The sequence below is a fragment of the Bacteroidia bacterium genome (assembly GCA_033391075.1).
Lineage (GTDB): Bacteria > Bacteroidota > Bacteroidia > J057 > J057 > JAWPMV01.
Genome location: JAWPMV010000001.1, coordinates 667,643 through 685,050 on the forward strand (window position 1 = coordinate 667,643; position 17,408 = coordinate 685,050).

General features: G+C 42.5%; 11 protein-coding genes. 5 read left to right on the top strand and 6 right to left on the bottom strand.

From position 1 onward, the window contains the following. Positions 1-70: 70 nt before the first annotated feature. Positions 71-2,515, top strand: a complete 2,445-nt coding sequence (locus R8P61_02585) for a glycoside hydrolase family 31 protein (protein ID MDW3645930.1) — start codon at positions 71-73, stop codon at positions 2,513-2,515. A gap of 85 nt (positions 2,516-2,600) precedes the next feature. On the opposite strand, the gene R8P61_02590 is transcribed toward R8P61_02585, so the two are convergent. The 4 genes from R8P61_02590 to R8P61_02605 form a co-directional block, all read right to left on the bottom strand. Further along, the gene (locus tag R8P61_02590; protein MDW3645931.1) at positions 2,601-4,997 is read right to left on the bottom strand and encodes an ABC transporter permease; all 2,397 of its coding nucleotides are present in this window, start codon (positions 4,995-4,997) and stop codon (positions 2,601-2,603) included. A 71-nt stretch (positions 4,998-5,068) separates the two neighbouring features. Beyond that, positions 5,069-7,471, bottom strand: a complete 2,403-nt coding sequence (locus R8P61_02595; GenBank protein MDW3645932.1) for an ABC transporter permease — start codon at positions 7,469-7,471, stop codon at positions 5,069-5,071. A 116-nt stretch (positions 7,472-7,587) separates the two neighbouring features. Beyond that, entirely contained in the window at positions 7,588-8,280 is a 693-nt protein-coding gene (locus R8P61_02600; protein MDW3645933.1) for an ABC transporter ATP-binding protein, read from the bottom strand. Positions 8,281-8,292: 12 nt separating this feature from the next. Beyond that, positions 8,293-9,549, bottom strand: a complete 1,257-nt coding sequence (locus R8P61_02605) for an HlyD family efflux transporter periplasmic adaptor subunit (GenBank protein MDW3645934.1) — start codon at positions 9,547-9,549, stop codon at positions 8,293-8,295. A gap of 202 nt (positions 9,550-9,751) precedes the next feature. On the opposite strand from R8P61_02605, the gene R8P61_02610 reads away from it, so the two are divergent. Continuing rightward, positions 9,752-11,122: a sigma-54 dependent transcriptional regulator gene (locus R8P61_02610; protein ID MDW3645935.1), complete on the top strand. Its 1,371-nt coding sequence runs from the start codon at positions 9,752-9,754 to the stop codon at positions 11,120-11,122. Between the two features lie 10 nt (positions 11,123-11,132). Then, positions 11,133-12,521, top strand: a complete 1,389-nt coding sequence (locus R8P61_02615) for an ATP-binding protein (protein MDW3645936.1) — start codon at positions 11,133-11,135, stop codon at positions 12,519-12,521. An 82-nt stretch (positions 12,522-12,603) separates the two neighbouring features. On the opposite strand, the gene R8P61_02620 is transcribed toward R8P61_02615, so the two are convergent. Continuing rightward, complete coding sequence (locus tag R8P61_02620) at positions 12,604-14,295, bottom strand: hypothetical protein (protein ID MDW3645937.1); 1,692 nt, start codon at positions 14,293-14,295, stop codon at positions 12,604-12,606. 186 nt (positions 14,296-14,481) lie between these two features. On the opposite strand from R8P61_02620, the gene R8P61_02625 reads away from it, so the two are divergent. Together R8P61_02625 and R8P61_02630 are read left to right on the top strand one after the other, a co-directional pair. Continuing rightward, positions 14,482-15,312 (top strand): peptidylprolyl isomerase, encoded by an 831-nt coding sequence (locus R8P61_02625; GenBank protein ID MDW3645938.1) that lies wholly within the window; start codon positions 14,482-14,484, stop codon positions 15,310-15,312. After that, complete coding sequence (locus tag R8P61_02630) at positions 15,312-16,457, top strand: HupE/UreJ family protein (GenBank protein ID MDW3645939.1); 1,146 nt, start codon at positions 15,312-15,314, stop codon at positions 16,455-16,457. Before R8P61_02625 ends, R8P61_02630 begins: the two co-directional genes overlap by 1 nt. Before the next feature lie 161 nt (positions 16,458-16,618). Here the strand turns inward: R8P61_02630 and R8P61_02635 are convergent, their stop codons facing one another. Beyond that, positions 16,619-17,398 carry a T9SS type A sorting domain-containing protein gene (locus R8P61_02635; GenBank protein MDW3645940.1) on the bottom strand — a complete coding sequence of 260 codons (780 nt, stop codon included), beginning with the start codon at positions 17,396-17,398 and terminating at the stop codon, positions 16,619-16,621. Positions 17,399-17,408 lie beyond the last annotated feature (10 nt).

The window sequence follows — 17,408 nt, forward strand, 5'->3', positions numbered from 1 at the left end:
CGATTCGGTCTTTTTCTCGTTTGGGCATTTTTTTTGTCAGTAAAAAAGAATTCTAGCATACAATCCAAATATGAGTGGTAAATCGGTCGTAAAAAAACCTTCCTATTCTCCCGGCAACCTGATTTCATGGAGCCGTGATCAACAAACGTTTAATTTTTCTTGTGACAAAGGGGTTATTCTGCAGGTAATTGTCCTGGGAGATGATATGATTCGTTTCCGTTTCCAAACCCAGGGTTATATAGAAAAGGATTTTTCCTATGCCATTGATCCGGCTTTTGAACAGAGGCCTACAGAGATCCTGGCGGAGGAAAAGACTCAATATGTCGAATTGAAGACCTCTTTGCTGAAAGTGCAGGTTCACAAATCTGGCCTGAGGCATACTGTCAAAGATAAAAAAGGAAACATCCTCATGGATGACGACAAAGGCTTTCACTGGGAGGAAGATTCTTATGGAAGTGATATCGTAATGATGAGTAAGGTTTCGCACGAAGATGAGTATTATTTTGGCCTGGGAGATAAAAGCTGTGCCCTCAATCTTAGAGGGGAGCGCTTGAACAACTGGGCGACAGACAGTTTTGGCTATGGTCCGGAAACTGATCCGCTATATCGGGCGATTCCCTTTTACTTCAGCCTTTTTGATGGAAGGTCTTATGGAATCTTTTTCGACAATAGCTTTAGGTCCTATTTTGATTTTGCTGCCGAAAGGGAGGACGCTACCAGTTTTTGGGCGCATGGAGGAGAGATGAACTATTATTTCATCTATGGGCCTGAAATGATGCAGGTAGCAGAAAGATATACCGACCTGACAGGAAGACCCGAATTGCCCCCATTGTGGGCTTTAGGCTTTCATCAATGTAAGTGGAGTTATTATCCGGAAGCAGAGGTAAAATCTATTGCAGAAGAGTTTAGAAGCAGAAAAATTCCCTGTGATGCCATCTATCTCGATATCGACTATATGGATGGATATCGATGCTTTACCTGGAATCTGGATCATTTCCCCGATCCCCCCCGCATGATCGCTGAGTTGAAGGAACAGGGATTCGAAACGGTAGTCATGATCGATCCGGGAATCAAAGTTGACCCGGATTACTTTGTATACAAAGAAGGAATAGAAAATGATTATTTCGCCAGACGCATGGACGGTCCTTACCTCAAAGGAAAAGTCTGGCCGGGCGATTGTTATTTCCCGGATTATACTCGTCCGGAAGTGCGGGAATGGTGGGGAGGTCTTTACAAAGATCTGATCCGTAAAGTGGGGATCAGTGGATTCTGGAATGATATGAATGAACCTGCATTCTTTGGGGTGGATAGTAAAACCGCGCCTATGGATGCTCGATTTGATTATGACGGACATCCCGGTAGCCATAGAAAGGCACACAATATTTATGGCATGCAGATGTCTCGTGCTTCTTATGACGGTATCAAAGAACTGAGTTACCCCAAACGTCCTTTTCTGATTACCAGAGCTACCTATTCCGGAGGGCAACGTTTTGCTTCCGTTTGGACGGGTGATAATAATGCTACCTGGGAGCATTTGCAATTAGCCAATACTCAATCTCAGCGAATGAGTATTTCAGGATTCTCATTCATAGGTTCTGATATCGGAGGCTTCAACGGCGTTCCTGATGGAGAACTATTCACTCGCTGGGTACAGGTGGGCATGTTCCATCCTTTATTCCGGGTTCACTCCATCGGCTTCAATGATGTAGGAGATGATGAAATCGATGAAGAGGTTCTTGAGAAAAATAAAGCCAGTGAGCTGAACAGAGATCAGGAACCCTGGTCTTTTGGAGAACCCTATACTGCGGCAGTCAAGAAAGCCATTGAATTGCGCTACAAACTGCTTCCATATCTTTATACAGCATTCTATCAATATAGCAGCAAAGGAACTCCCATTCTGAGACCTGGTTCATTTCTGGATCAACATGATCCCGAAACCCTCGACCGCATGGAAGAATTTTGCTTTGGAGATCATATCCTGGCTTGTCCTATTTCGGAGAAAGGGGCCGAAGGTCGATATCTCTACTTACCCAAAGGTCAGTGGTATTGTTACCGCTCTGAAAAGCCCATTTTGGGAGAGCAGGAGATTTGGACAGATACGGCTTTGGATGAAATTCCGATGTACATTCGGGCAGGTGCAGTCATCCCAACGGCTCCCGTCATGCAGTATAGCAGCGAGAAAAAGATTGAGGTGCTTTCTCTGCATGTATATTATAAGAATGGTAAGGAAAGTAGTCAGCTGTATGCTGATGCAAATGAAGGCTATGATTATCAGGAAGGTGGCTATACCCTTCGAAACTTTCATACCAAGGGAGGCACGCTTTCTTTTGGTTTGAAACAGGAGATTGAAGGGAACTTTAAACCAGACTATGATAAGTTTAAAGTAGTTTTCCATGGCCTTCCGTTCAAAGCTGATAAGTGTATGGTGGATGGAAAGCCTGTAGAAATCAGCTTCACACCATTTACTACGGATGTGATCGTTGACCGCGACTTTACACAAATCGAAATCGCATAAATGAGTAGGGACAGAATATCATCTGTCCCTACCATTAGCTCTATATAAGTTATACAGGGGTCAGCCTTTTAAGCTGACCCATTTTTTATTCATACTTAAGGGCCTTGACCGGATCAGAAACCGCAGCCAAATAGGCTTGATGACTTACCGTAATCAAAGCAATAGTCAAGGCGATCATAGCTGCCATTACAAATGGCATCCAGGGCATATCGATTTGATAGGAGAAACCCGATAGCCAATTTCTCGCCAGTAGGAGAGAAGCAGGCCATGCAATGATATTTGCCAGCAGGACCAATCGGAGAAAGTCGCTGGAAAGCATTTGCATCAATTGTGGGATAGAAGCTCCCAGGACTTTGCGAATCCCAATTTCCTTGGTTCTTTGCTCTGCCGTAAATGCTGCCAATCCATAAAGCCCCATACAGGAAATGATAATAGCGAGAATGGTCAGGTAGAGAAACATGGTCCCAAAGTTTTTTTGCTGTTCAAAGAGTTCTCCAAAATCAGCATTTAGAAATGAATACCTGAAAGGATGAGAGGGCTCAAATTTGCTCCAGGTACTTTCAATATTTGCAATGGTTTCAGACATATTCTCCGGAGCGATCTTTATGGATGCCCAGAAAAGCCTATTGCGGGTAGACAAGACCATGGGCTTAATCTCCATATTGAATCCTTCAATATGAAAATCCTTTACCACACCTATGATCGGACCATAATTATTCTCTCCCGGAAAACCCAATTTTTTATTCAAGGGATCGCTAAGGCCGTATTTCTCTATAGCTGTCTCATTCAGGATATAGCGGGTGATTGAATCTGTATCCAATTCTTTTCTGAATGTCTCACCTTCCACCAATTCCAGGCCTAAGGTTTCTATAAAATTGTAATCCACTTCAAGATTCCATAGGGGCAAATGATCTTCGGTATTTTCGACATTGTACATATTCTGATTGGCACTCTGTCCCGGTAAGTAGGTAGAACGAGCTACATGCAGGACATTTGGTATTTGCTCAAATTCACTTACATAATCATCAAAGCTCGCTTCCATCTTATCTGTTTGAATAGGAGCGATCAGTACCTGATCCCCTTCAAATCCCAGATCTTTGTTTTGCATAAAGGAGATTTGAAGAAAAATAATACTCATGCCGATGATGAGGATGATGGAAGCCGCAAACTGAACAACTACCAGGCTCTTGCGGAAAAGGGCTCCTTCTTTGGTTTTGCTTAAGTCTCCTTTCAGAATCTTTATGGGTTGGAAGCCTGAGAGGAAAAGGGCGGGATAACTACCAGAGAAAAGTCCATAGATCAGGGTGACGATCAATGCAAATCCGAGGGTAGCCATAAAACCATCTCCCAACAGTTCTAAATCCGTATCCATTACCTGGTTGAAACCCGGAAGGAAGAATTCAACCATGATGAAGGCAATAAAAAGAGCCATGATGCTCTGGATGACCGATTCAATTAGAAATTGGGAGATCAACATGCCACGACTGGCACCTGATACTTTTCTAATGCCCACTTCCTTGGCTCTTTTGGAAGATCTAGCAGTGGAAAGGTTCATGAAATTGATGCCCGCAATCAGGAGTACGAGAAAGGCAATTGCTATGAAGGCATATACATAAATTGCATCTCCATTCTGTTCAATTTCCCATTCTCTGGCCGAGTGGAGGTGAATGCTTTCGATAGGGTGCATTTCATATTCGAAACTATTACCCTCCGCCATAAAATCTTCTATGGGCATTTGAATAAATTGCTCAACTTCCGGTCCCATATAGCCCATGAAAGTTTCTGCTGCCTTAGCGAGGAAATCATCAGGATTAGTCCCTTCCTGCAGTTTGACATAGGTATAATTATTATTGCTGGACCATTGATTGCGAATGCCATTATTGGAGATGAAGAAATTGAAATGGAAATGGGATTTTCCATTTGGCTCTTTAACAACTCCCCGGACAATGTAATCCGATCTGTCATCATAGCGAATCACCTTTCCCATAGGATTCTCAGAATCAAAGAATTTTTGTGCGGTTTCTTCCGTAAGTACAATCGCATTATCTTCTTTCAAGGCAGTTTCAGGATCACCATGGACAAATTCATAATTGAAAACCGTAAAGAACAAGGAATCTGCACGTGTTCCTTCTTCGATGTAGATTTTCTTCTCTTGCTCATAGGCCAGTAAAATTTCCTGATCGATGGGGCGAATTCTAGCCGCTGTGATCACTTCCGGAAATTCTGTTCGGAGAGAATTAGCCATAGGACTACAGGATACGGGAGCATCTATATTCATGCCCATCATATTGGCTTTTATCCCAAAACGATAAATCCGCTGGTAGTCATTTACATGCTTTTCGTAGCTGGTCTCATCTTTCACGTACAGAAAAACGATGATACTGACCATCAGTCCCAATGCGAGGCCTATGATATTAATTGCGGAATAGGCTTTATTTTTTAGAAGGGTTCGGAGGGCAACCTTCACATAATTCTTAAACATTGTGGAAGCTATTTAAGGTGAAAAGGTAGAGACAGAATAAAATCTGTCCCTACTGAAATGTGGTGAAATTATTATTCGTATTTCAGGGCTTTAACCGGATCAGATACGGCAGCCAGATAAGCTTGATGACTTACTGTAACCATAGCGATCAGCAAAGCGGCCAATGCTGCCAGGATGAAAGGCAGCCAGGGCATGTCGATTTGATAGGAGAATCCCGATAGCCAATTTCTCGCAAGCAAAAGGGAGGCAGGCCAGGCAATGATATTGGCCAGCAAAACCAGTTTCAAAAAATCACTGGACAGCATCTGCATGAGTTGAGGGATGGAAGCACCCAGAACTTTGCGTATGCCAATCTCCTTGGTCTTTTGTTCAGCAGTAAAAGCCGCCAATCCATAGAGTCCCATGCAGGAAATGATGATGGCCAGGATGGTTAAATAAAGGAACATGGTTCCAAAATTCTCCTGTTGCTCGAAGAGAGAACCAAAGCTTGCATCTAAAAAGGTGTAGCGGAAAGGATGAGAAGGCTCTACTGTCGTCCAGACTTTTTCTACTGAAGCTATCGTCTCACTCATATTTTCAGACTCCAACTTGAAGGAAGTCCACCAAAGATTGGAGCGAGTAGAAAGGATCATAGGTTTGATGTCGGAAGTAAATCCTTCAATGTGAAAATCCTTTACCACTCCTATCACCTTGCCATACTTTTTCTGACCATTGTCGAAAGGATTAACGACTCGTTTTCCTATAGGATTTTCTATGTTAAAACTTCTTACTGCAGCTTCATTAAAGATATAGGTTGTTGTTGAGTCATCTTCCAGTTCTTTTCGGAAGGCTTCCCCATCTGCCATTTCTAGTCCCAGGGTTTCAATAAAACCATAATCCACTTCCATATTCCATAAGGGAAGTTGTTCCTTTCGCCCTTCCAACTCAAACATATTCTGATTGGGGGTATCTCCGGGTAAATAAGAAGATCTCGCAACACCCAAAACCCCAGGAATCTTCTCAAATTGCCCTTTAACATCCTCGAAGGTTTCTGCCACCTTATTCGTCTGTATTGGAACTACCATTACCTGATCTCCTTCAAATCCCAGATTTTTATTATGCATAAAAGAGATTTGGAGGAAAATGACACTCATACCGATGATGAGGATAATGGAAGCAGCAAATTGAACCACAACCAGGGCTTTTCTAAAAAAGGCTCCTTCTTTGGTTTTGGTCATATCACCTTTCAAAATCTTGATTGGCTGAAAGCCGGAAAGAAATAGGGCTGGATAACTACCGGAGAATAATCCATAAATCAAGGTAACCAATAAGGCAAAACCCAGGGTAGTCCCAAAACTTTCGTTTAGTAGCACAAGGTCAGTATTCATCACCTGGTTGAAACCTGGTAAAAAGAATTCGACCATGATAAAAGCCAAAAACAGGGCAATGATGCTTTGGAGGATGGACTCAATCAAAAATTGAATTACCAACATAGCTCTACTGGCTCCGGAGACTTTTCGGATCCCTACTTCTTTCGCTCGTTTTGAAGAACGGGCGGTAGAAAGGTTCATGAAGTTGATACCTGCAATGAGCAAAACCAGAATAGCAACAGCAATAAATACATAGATATACATGATATCACTGTTTTGCTTAAGCTCCCAGTCTCTATGAGAGTGGAGGTGGATACTGGCAATGCTATGCATGTCATATTCAAAGCTATTCCCTCCCTCCAGAAATTCCTCCATGGTGATTTGTAGAAATTGCTCGACATTGGGCTTTATATAGCCCGTGAACTTTTCAGACATTTTATCTCGAAAAGCTATCTGATCAACTTCGGGCCTCAGCTTCACATAGGTATAAAAATTGTTGCTGATCCAGACGGGTTGTAGGTCATTCTGCGGAATGAAAAAGTCGAAATGAAAATGGCTTTTCCCTTCTGGTTCGGCAACTATCCCTGCCACGATGTAATCCTGGCGATCATCATAGCGAATGATCTTACCCATAGGATTTTCGTCCCCAAAGAATTTACGCGCAGTTTCTTCTGTGAGAACCATAGAATTGTCGTCCTTCAGGGCCGCCTCAGGATCTCCATGAAGGAAGGTGTAGTCAAAAATCTGAAAGAAAAAACTATCGGCTCTTGTACCATCCTGGATATAGATTTTCTTGTCTTCATGGGCCAGCATGATCTCCTGGCGCATGGGACGAGTTCGTGTAGCAGTAATAACTTCTGGAAATTCAGTTCGCAAGGAGTTGGCCATGGGATTACAGGATACCGGAGCATCCATATCCAGGCCCATCAGACTTGCTTTGATCCCTATGCGGTAGATTTGATCATAGTCCTTGATATGCTTCTCATAGCTGGTTTCATCTTGTACATAGAGGAAAACGATGATACTCACCATGAGTCCCAGGGCCAGGCCCAGGATATTTATCGCGGAATATGCTTTATTTTTGGTAAGGTTGCGAAAAGCTACCTTAAGATAATTTTTTAGCATGTTTGACTGTTGAAATAATCAGAGTAAAAGTTCAAGTTCAGGTGCAAGGATCAAGTTCAATTGAGCTTTGGAGCTATCAATCAGTTGAACTTGCTCTTGAAATTTGATCTTGCACTTTATATCGCCTGGGCCTTGGTCGCATTGCGCTCAGATACAATCTGGCCATCCAGTAAATTCACAATACGGCTGGAATAACTTGCATCATTGGCGGAGTGTGTAACCATGATGATGGTAGTTCCGGCTTCATTCAATTCGCAGAGGAGCTCCATGACTTCATTACCATTGGAACTATCCAGATTTCCCGTAGGCTCATCCGCCAGGATAACTTCAGGATTGGTTACCAAAGCTCTGGCTACCGCTACTCTTTGTTGCTGACCTCCCGAAAGTTGCTGAGGAAAATGATTGGAACGATGAGCAATACCTATTCTTTCCAAAATCTCATTTACTTTTTCCTTTCTTTCCTTTGCAGAAATCTTGTTGTAAATGAGAGGAAGCTCGACATTTTCAAAAACTGTCAGTTCGTCAATGAGGTTGAAGTTCTGAAAGACAAATCCGAAATGTTTTTTACGGACTTTTGATCTTTCTCTTTCGCTAAGGTTGGCCATTTCTTCACCAAGGAACCCATAGGAGCCTTTTTCTGGCTTGTCCAAAAGTCCAAGGATGTTGAGCATAGTAGATTTTCCACAACCCGAAGGTCCCATTACGGATACAAATTCGCCTTTTGAAATCTCGATACTGATCTCATTGAGGGCAGTAGTTTCGATTTCGTCGGTTCTGTAGATTTTGCTCAGGGCTTTTAAAGTAATCATATCAATGTTGAATTATTGGCTAAGGATGATCTTTTCATATTCTTTATAGGCTTCATAGGAGGAAGTGATTATTTCTTCACCTTCCTCAAGTCCTTCAAGAACCTCATAGTAACTGGGGTTCATGCGTCCGATACGTATTGTTCTTTTATATGCTTCTTTCTTTTGGGGCCCGACGACATATACAAACTGTCCTCCGGAACTATGGAAATAAGCCCCCCGAGGAATTTTGACGGCCATACTGGCTTCAGATAATTCAAGCCTGACCTGTACAGATAGGCCTGTCCGTATGGCTTCAGGTGCTTTTTCTACAAAAAGGAGGTCAATCTCAAAGTTGCCGGCTATCACCTCTGGGAGAACTTTTTTAACTTCTAATTCAACCAGATTTCCATCAAAGGAAAATCGAGCCCTTTGTCCAGGCTTTACCTGACTCAGATAAAATTCATTTACCTGTCCTTTTACTTTATATCCTTTGAGGACATCTATTTTAGCTATGGTTTGATTAGGGGAAAAAGATTCTCCTATGACTGGATCGAAGGAGGAAAGTCTACCACTAACAGGCGCTCTCACTTGCAGACGTTCCATATTTTCATGGATGACTTCCAGGTTTCTTTCCATGAGTACCAATGAACGATTGATTCGTCTGAGCTGCACTTCATTATTCTTACCGGTTACATTTACATTGTCCTGAAGGAAATCTTTTTTCTTCAGGCGGTATTCGTAATCCCCCTGGCTATCGAGAAAGTCATTCTCCGGAATGACGCCTCCCTCAAAAAGCTGAGTGTCTACCTGAAAGTCTCGCTCATCATTTTGGAGTTGATACTGGATATCGATCAGAGATTCCTGCAGGTTCCTCTGATCTTTATCCAAAGCCAGTTTCAGATTTTGGAGATTGTTCATCTGTTCTACAATAGCAGTCTCTTGGGTCATATATCCCAGCATCACAGAAGGATTGGCGAGTTTCAGAAGGGGAGTACCGGCCTTCACGACGACACCGTCCTCAATGAAGACCTTTTCAACGGTACCCCCTTCGGGTGTATTGACCAGGACGGAACTGATCGGTTCTAATGTTCCGTCAATTAATATGATATCTTGAAATTCTGCACGCTCGGCTGTGCGAATCGAGATGCCGGAGGAATCGAGATTTAGCTTATAAACCTTCTCACTCATGGCTGAGTATCCCCAGGCTGAAAGGGCCAGTACCATCAGGCCTCCCAGGAGATAGAAAGTCTTGCGCTGACTCCATTTTTTCTTTTCGATCTTTTTATCCATGTATCAGGTTTGTTTGTCTACTGGCTTGTGCCAATGACAATTAGAAGTACCAAGGACATACCAAAAGATTTTTTTTCGCTAAATGATTGAAATGCAACCATCTGAGGTTTGTATCGTCTTTCCTTTGTGTTCGCTATCGGACAATCGGGTGACCGATACCGGACAATTTGCAGTTTTTTAAGTGCGCTTTTAGATACGTCAAATGAAGAAAACTACTGCCACCATTTTGGTCATCGATGATGATGACGATGTTTTGTTGTCAGCCGAATTATTGCTGAAGCGAAACTACACCCGTATTCTCACGGACTCGCATCCGCGTGACCTTAACCGACTGATTTCCACCGAGAAACCGGATTTGATATTGCTCGATATGAACTATCGTGTCGGCTTTAATGATGGGGAAGAAGGCCTCTATTGGTTGAGCCATATTCATGATATAAATCCTGAAATTCCGGTGATCCTAATGACCGCTTATGGGGAGGTTGAACTGGCTGTTCAGGCTTTGAAAATGGGAGCCAATGATTTCATTTTAAAGCCCTGGAAAAACGAGCAGCTTCTGGAGAAAATTGAGAAAGCTTTGGAACAATCAGCTTCAAATAGTTCTCGATTGAAGAAAAAAAATAAAAATTTTCAGGAGCAAAGCCAGGAAGAATTTCGCTTTGTGATTGGGGAGTCTGATGCTATGAAAGAAGTCATGCAGGTAGTCGGAAAAGTGAGTGCAACTACTGCCAATGTACTGCTTCTCGGAGAGAGCGGAACGGGCAAGCAACACATTGCCCGGAAGATTCATGCGATGTCAGAACGAAAGGATAAAGCCTTTGTCCATGTGGATCTGGGTTCTCTTTCTGAAACCCTCTTTGAAAGCGAATTATTTGGTCATCGAAGAGGAGCTTTCACAGATGCAAAAGAAGATAAAAAAGGCCGCTTTGAAATGGCAGCCGGGGGCACCATATTCCTGGATGAAATTGGGAATTTACCCCTTAACCTCCAGGCAAAATTATTAGGTGTATTGCAGGATCGGAAAGTAAGCAGGATCGGGGAAGGGGAGGAAAGAAAGGTCGATGCGCGATTCATTTTTGCAACCAATGCACCCCTTGCTCAATGGGTCGATGAAGGTAAATTTCGCGAAGACTTGATGTATCGCATCAATACCATAGAAGTATCCCTGCCACCTTTGCGAGAGCGAAAGGATGATATTCGAGAATTCATCAAATACTACGTAAGATTTTATGCTGCCAAATATGATAAAGTAGGCTTGAAAGTAGAGAAAGGCGCTTGTCAATTGCTGAAAACCCATAATTGGCCTGGCAATATCCGTGAGCTGCAACATGCCATCGAAAGAGCAGTAATTATGTCTGAAGGGGATGAGATAAAGGTCAAGGATTTTAAACTGAAAAAAACAGCCTCGGGAAATGGAAGTATGGACTTGGAAAACTTAAACATTCAGGACATTGAAAAACTCCTGATTGATAAAGCCCTTTCCAAACATAGGGGGAATATCAGTAAGGCAGCCAAAGACCTGGGGCTGACACGCGCAGCACTCTACAGGCGCATGGAAAAATACAATCTCTAATTCGCTTTTTGTGATAAAACGATTCTCCATTCAGATCATCATACGGGTCATCATGCTCTTGGCAAGTTGTCTGGTACTGGCCTATTTTTATTCGAGTGGCTATTGGTTTAGCCTGGCAGGTTTGATGATCCTGATCGCTATACAGGTTTACACCCTCAATGATTATGTCAATGATACCAATCATTCCCTTTCCAAATTTCTGGATGCCCTGAAAAGTGAGGATTATTCTGTCTACTTTTCTCCATCTTCCAAAGGGAGTTCTTTCACCGAACTATATCGTGACTTTAACACCATCATTTCCATTTATAAAAAGAATAAAGTAGAGAAGGACGCCCAGCACAAGCATTTCCAGCAAATCCTGGAATACATACGACTCGGAGTGATTTCGATCAATCAGGAAGATCTGGAGGAAGAGCAGAGCATTCATGAGATCCTCTTTTTCAATACAGCTGCGGGCGAAATTTTGGGACAACCCAAGCATAAATACTGGCACAGACTGGAGAGACAAGTACCCTGGTTTGGCAAAGAAATCAGGCAATTGAAGGATGGTGGCAAGAAATTGCTGGACTTGGAAATGGGAGGGGAAAGGAAACAACTTTCCCTCAATGTGATCAAGGTCCGATTTATGGAGAAAGCCAATTTGATTATCAGTTTTCAAGACATCAATTCGGAAATTGAGCAAAAGGAAATAGAAGCCTGGCACAATGTGATCCGGGTATTGGCGCATGAAATGATGAATTCTTTTACTCCCGTAAGCTCTCTGGCCTCTACCATCAAATCCATGACGGAAAATGGCAATGGAAGGCTCATCGAGATGGATCATATCAATGAGGAAGCTATTCGGGATATCAATCTGGCTGCCAGCACAATCAATAAACGCTCAGAAGGCCTGATGGAATTTGTCAATGACTATCGAACCATTTCTCAGGTTCCGGTTCCGCGGATTGAGCCGGTCAATGTAAAAGAATTTCTGAAGGGCATTTATTTCCTGATGAAACCGAGCCTGAAGGAAAAATCCATCACCCTCATTCCTGCCAAAGTGCCCCCCAAAGCAACTTTGTACATAGATGAAAAAATGATCGAGCAGGTTCTGATCAACCTTATCGGGAATAGTATTCATGCCCTTTCCCATAAAGCCGATCGCTGTATCAAATTTAGTTATGAATTGAAACCGGGGCAGAGCATATTGAGCATAGAAGACAATGGGAAAGGAATTCCGGATGAGATCCTCAAGCAGGTATTTATCCCATTTTTTACTACCCGTAAAGATGGATCCGGTATCGGTCTGAGTTTATCCAAGACCATCATGCGCCAACACAAAGGACATTTGTTGATCAATTCTCAGGAAGGCCAGTTTACCCAGATTTCCCTGGTGTTTAATAATCCGGATTTTAGCTAAGCTTTCTCGCCATCATAAAAAAACTGCCATCCCAGCCTTAAACTAAGAGCCAGGATGAAATTTTTAACATAGAGACCAGGATTTATCTAATCCGATACTCAATCAAGCCCTCCAGGACATAGCGTTTTACTCCATCTGAATGGATGAGCACCTTGCCTTTAGCGGTAGTTCCCCACTTTAGTTTCCCATTCTTTTTGAAGTTTTTGAGTTTGGTTTTTTCTTTGATGTCAGGGGTATGGCCAACGAAAGGTCTGACCCAGAGCACCCTTTGTTTGTCTTCAGTAGGTTTGGTGGAAGGGTCATGGACAGAAAGTAAAGTGGCATCCGAATTCTTTAGATCTCCCTTGGTATTCAGGCCATAACCGACCACGGTAACATAGTGTCCGCCCGTTCTGTGGAATTCCTTTTTCTCTGCTTCATATCGTCCCCAAAGAAGAATGCAGATAGATTTAGGGTTGATGACTCGTTTTTTAAAAGCTTCAACATCCAGGGATTCCTGATTTGGCTTATAGGTCAGATAATCCAGATTTTTAAGGGAATTATGATCCGATGTCGCACTTATATGCTCAATGTATGCACCCTCCAATTTATAGCCTTTTTCTTCGATATAGCGCTTCACGGATCTGGTCATATCAAGCATGCTTGTTCCTCCTCCGAAAGCATCCATATAATCCTCACTTCCCAAAAGCTTAACCATCTCAATCTGTGAGTTTTTGTGCGCCAGTTTCGGATAGCCATTTTTGATCAAATACATCATACTATTGGAAACGGCGGTCGGCCCACAAAAGGAATTACTGGCAAACTCCAATTCCTTTTTCTGCTTCTTGGTGAATTTTCGTGAGTTTTTGTATTCCTCGATCTTGGGCATGTGCTGCCATATGTCTTCGGTTTCCTCAAACTTCCCGCTATAAAAATCGGGGGCATGAATGACTCCTTTTTCTGCAGAAATTTCTATATCTACCAATCTAACACCTTCTGTTTTTTTGAGGGCATCTCTTTGGGCCTTGAAACTATACCATACGAGATTACTCCAGAAAGACTCTTTGGGTGATTTACCTCCATTTTTATAGCTTCGGTAAATGGCCATGAAGTACTTTTTCCCTTTGTAGCTATATTTTTCATAGTCCATCATCCGTAGCCCACTTTTCCGCTTTTTTCTCCTATCACTATTGAAACTTTCCCATTTATCATAAGAAACCAATTGGGTAGATTTATCAGCTCCTTTGCTATAAATTGCCAGAAACTGAAACTTCGCATCCCTGGTTTTGAAGGGATCCATATCTGTGAGAAAGGCCTTCTTGTTTTTATATTTTTTTGCCTGACTAAATAAATCTGAGCGATTTTTGAATTTGTGGATGTACTGCTCTCGTTTCCCTTTGGCAAAAAGACCGATGTAGATTCGTTTACCATTTCGGTTGAGCATAGATTCAATATCATCCAGATAGTAGCCTTTCTTTGCTTCTTCTTCGAAGAGCTTGACAAATTCATTCCATCCTGATCTGCTTATGATTTTACTATGGACTTTGGTTTTCATCCAAATGCCCCAAAAGCGACCAGATTTGCCTTTTTTGACATGCTTGCCTTCAAAATCAGTCAATTGATAGCCTTTGGATCGTAGTTCTTTGTGCTTGGCGATAAAACTATCCCAACTGGCATTGTTCCAGTAAGTAACGGGAACGCTTACTTCCCGAAAGACGCCGGAAAAAGAAACTTGTGAAAAGCTGAGGGAAGAGCAAAGGAGGATAAAGAATAAAGAGAGTAAGCTGCGTTTCATGTAAATATTTATCTATTTAAAACTTAGTAAAATTTTTCGTTTGATGTAGATGGACAATTTTGAACCGTCAAAAAAATCACTTGAATTTCCTCTAGGGAAGCAGAAGGCCGTATTTATGCTCAATTCATGGCTTTCAGCTTTGAGCAATTCCCTGTAACTTATCCGGATGTTTAAAGATTTCTTTGCATGGGAAAGATTCTAAAAGAACCACTACTACACTTCCTGATTGTAGGTGCCTGCCTCTTTTTACTATACGAATGCAGCAATAAAAATACATCGGCTAATCGAGCTCAGATTATTCTTACGAATGCTGATCTGGAGCAGATGATTACAGCCTATGAAAATAATTGGAGCCAGGTCCCGGATACTCAGACTCTGAGAGGGCTGGTGGATGAGCATGTGCGGGGGGAAATCATGTATCAGGAAGCCTTACATCTTGGTCTTGAACACAATGATGAGATCATCAAAAGACGACTTCGTCAGAAGTATGAGTTTTTAGTAAAAGACCTGTCCAGTATTCAACAGCCTGAAACAGAAGAACTGGAACGATTTTATGAGGAGCATGCAGAATCCTATCAGTCTGCTCGAAAGATGAGTTTTTCCCACATCTACTTTAGCCCGGACAAAAGAAAAGAACCTCTGCTAGATGCACAGAAGCTATTGAAAGAGGTATCGAATAAAGACGTGAAGCCTGAAGCTTATGGAGATGATTTTCATTTGCAGCAGTTTTATGCTTCTCGCGACTATCGGGAGATTGTTCAGAATTATGGCAAGCAGTTTAGCGATACCCTTTTTAGCCAATCATCCACAGGTTGGCAAAAGCCTATCCTTTCTGGATATGGGGTACATCTTGTACATATTTCTTCCATAGAAGAACCCGAATCTATTCCTTTTCCTGAGGTCAAGAATCTGGTCTTACAGGATTGGAAAGCAGAGCAACTCAAGCGCTTCAATGATGAGCTTTACGAAAGCTTATTAGGCAATTATGAAGTGATTCATCAGCATGATTTCTTTTAATGAGTGTCATTTATTCCTATAAAGATTCAAGTTCAGCTAAGTCTAGCCCCAAAAAAACGAGCTGGGGATGGGACACAAATAAAGCGACTGGAAATGCGGGAGGCCTTGGTTTTTTCGTTCCGATTTTCCGGCACTTTGCTAAAAAGTGGCAAGAGAATTCTATTAGAGTTAAAAAAATAACTGTTTTCCTGATCCTGCTAATAGAGAGTAATCTATTGGTAGCCCACGAAATCAGACCGGCCTATCTAAGAATAGACCAAAAAACAGATTCGACCTACGAATTGACCTGGAAGATACCGACCCTTGAGAATATGGTGCCGATTATTGTACCTGTTTTTGAGGAAGGATTTGTCATGCAGGAGAAAGACTTTGATCGATTGGCTTCGGCTGCAATTCGGAAGTATGAATTGCTAGGGAAAGAAAGCTTAGCCGGAAAGAAGATTCGGATAGATCGTTTGGAGGAAACCCTGATTGATGCTTTGGTACAAATCCAGTTGCTCAATGGAAATAGTTATAGTTTTCTCCTCCAACCGGACAATCCTGAAAAAGTAATTCCGATTGAACCGAGTAGGGGAGAAGTGGCGATTTTGTATTTGACCTTGGGGGTGGAGCATATTTTGATTGGCTACGATCATTTGCTTTTTGTGCTGGGCTTATTGCTGCTTTTGTCTGGCTTTGGTACGCTATTGAAAACTATAACTTCTTTTACCATAGCGCATAGCATTACGCTCGGAATTGCGGCTATGGGTTGGTTTGCTCTGCCACAAGCACCGGTGGAGGCAGTGATTGCTTTGAGTATTCTCTTTTTGGCGAAAGAATATTTGCGCGTATTGAATGGAGAAAAAAGTCTGAGTGCCCAGTATCCCTGGTTGGTAGCTTTTGTTTTTGGACTGTTGCACGGCTTTGGTTTTGCAGGCGCTTTACAGGAAATCGGCTTTCCCCAGCAGGACGTTCCATTAGCGCTCTTTACCTTTAATGTGGGCGTCGAATTGGGGCAGATTCTTTTCGTAGCTTTTGTTTACCTCCTCCTTTTCCTCCTCAAGAAGATGAAGATTGTCTTTGCAAAATGGACCTATAAAGTACCTCCTTATGTGATGGGTTCAGTAGCTGCTTTTTGGCTGATCCAGCGGGTGTTGGGGTTTTGACTCACTGGAACTCTTTCGCGCGGCCCTGTTTCTCTTACAAGAGAACAACCCTCAGGCCGGCTTTCTATAGGAAAGATAAGGAGTCAATTCACCATTGGGCCTTGCGGGCATTCCCATTTTAAGGGGAATGGGGCTTGAGGCGAAGGAGTTCCCAGGGCGCTCTAATGACTCACCAATAACTTCTGCCTGAAAGTTGCCTCTCCTCTTTTCGCCACGACCAGGTAGAGGCCTGAAACCAAGTGAGTTGTAGGAATACCAAGGGAAGGTTCATAAGTATTTTGTGTATGGACAAGCTTTCCCTTTAGGTCATATAATTTTACGGAAGTATAACTTTCTATAGCCTGCTCCAGGAAAATGCTTTCATGGGTAGGATTGGGATATAGGTTTAGGGGAAATTCGCCACATAGCTGTCGAGCTTGCGGCAGAAGATTCTGCACTTCGCAATCATCGAGGCTTTGCAAGACTCTATCTGCCCGAACAGAATTTTGGTTTTCTGAAAAAGGACCATTGAATTTATTGCCTTTCTTTTTTAGGGGAACATTCAGTAAATCAAAAGCCCCGATTTTTACATAAGGACTACGGTATTCTCCGATTACATCCCATTCATTTTCGGCATATTTGATTTTTCTGGCTTCAAATAAAATGATGTCTCCTACCTCTCCCATAAACTCGATTTCGTAATCGAAGAGGGTGCCCGTGCAATTCCAGTCTGCCTGTTCAAACACCTTTACCTGACACCTGCTCTCCTCTCCTCTAAAGACTTCCTCGATTTCGATAAGGTAACCTCGATCAATTTTCTGCAGGATTTTCCCACTGGCAATCAGGTAATGGTTAAATTTTACAGCTTGGCAAAAAGTAGATGGAATTGCCCCGAGCGTACAGGCAATACTGTCAATTCCCAAAGCGAGTATGCATATACTTAGGAGTAAGGCTTTTTTCATGGATGATCAA

What these genes read in the sequence shown, in the direction of transcription:
- R8P61_02635 (MDW3645940.1), bottom strand. Translation starts at nt 17,398, where the DNA reads ATGAAAAAAGCCTTACTCCTAAGTATATGCATACTCGCTTTGGGAATT.
- R8P61_02585 (MDW3645930.1), top strand. Translation starts at nt 71, where the DNA reads ATGAGTGGTAAATCGGTCGTAAAAAAACCTTCCTATTCTCCCGGCAAC.
- R8P61_02630 (MDW3645939.1), top strand. Translation starts at nt 15,312, where the DNA reads ATGAGTGTCATTTATTCCTATAAAGATTCAAGTTCAGCTAAGTCTAGC.
- R8P61_02590 (MDW3645931.1), bottom strand. Translation starts at nt 4,997, where the DNA reads ATGTTTAAGAATTATGTGAAGGTTGCCCTCCGAACCCTTCTAAAAAAT.
- R8P61_02595 (MDW3645932.1), bottom strand. Translation starts at nt 7,471, where the DNA reads ATGCTAAAAAATTATCTTAAGGTAGCTTTTCGCAACCTTACCAAAAAT.
- R8P61_02620 (MDW3645937.1), bottom strand. Translation starts at nt 14,295, where the DNA reads ATGAAACGCAGCTTACTCTCTTTATTCTTTATCCTCCTTTGCTCTTCC.
- R8P61_02600 (MDW3645933.1), bottom strand. Translation starts at nt 8,280, where the DNA reads ATGATTACTTTAAAAGCCCTGAGCAAAATCTACAGAACCGACGAAATC.
- R8P61_02610 (MDW3645935.1), top strand. Translation starts at nt 9,752, where the DNA reads ATGAAGAAAACTACTGCCACCATTTTGGTCATCGATGATGATGACGAT.
- R8P61_02605 (MDW3645934.1), bottom strand. Translation starts at nt 9,549, where the DNA reads ATGGATAAAAAGATCGAAAAGAAAAAATGGAGTCAGCGCAAGACTTTC.
- R8P61_02625 (MDW3645938.1), top strand. Translation starts at nt 14,482, where the DNA reads ATGGGAAAGATTCTAAAAGAACCACTACTACACTTCCTGATTGTAGGT.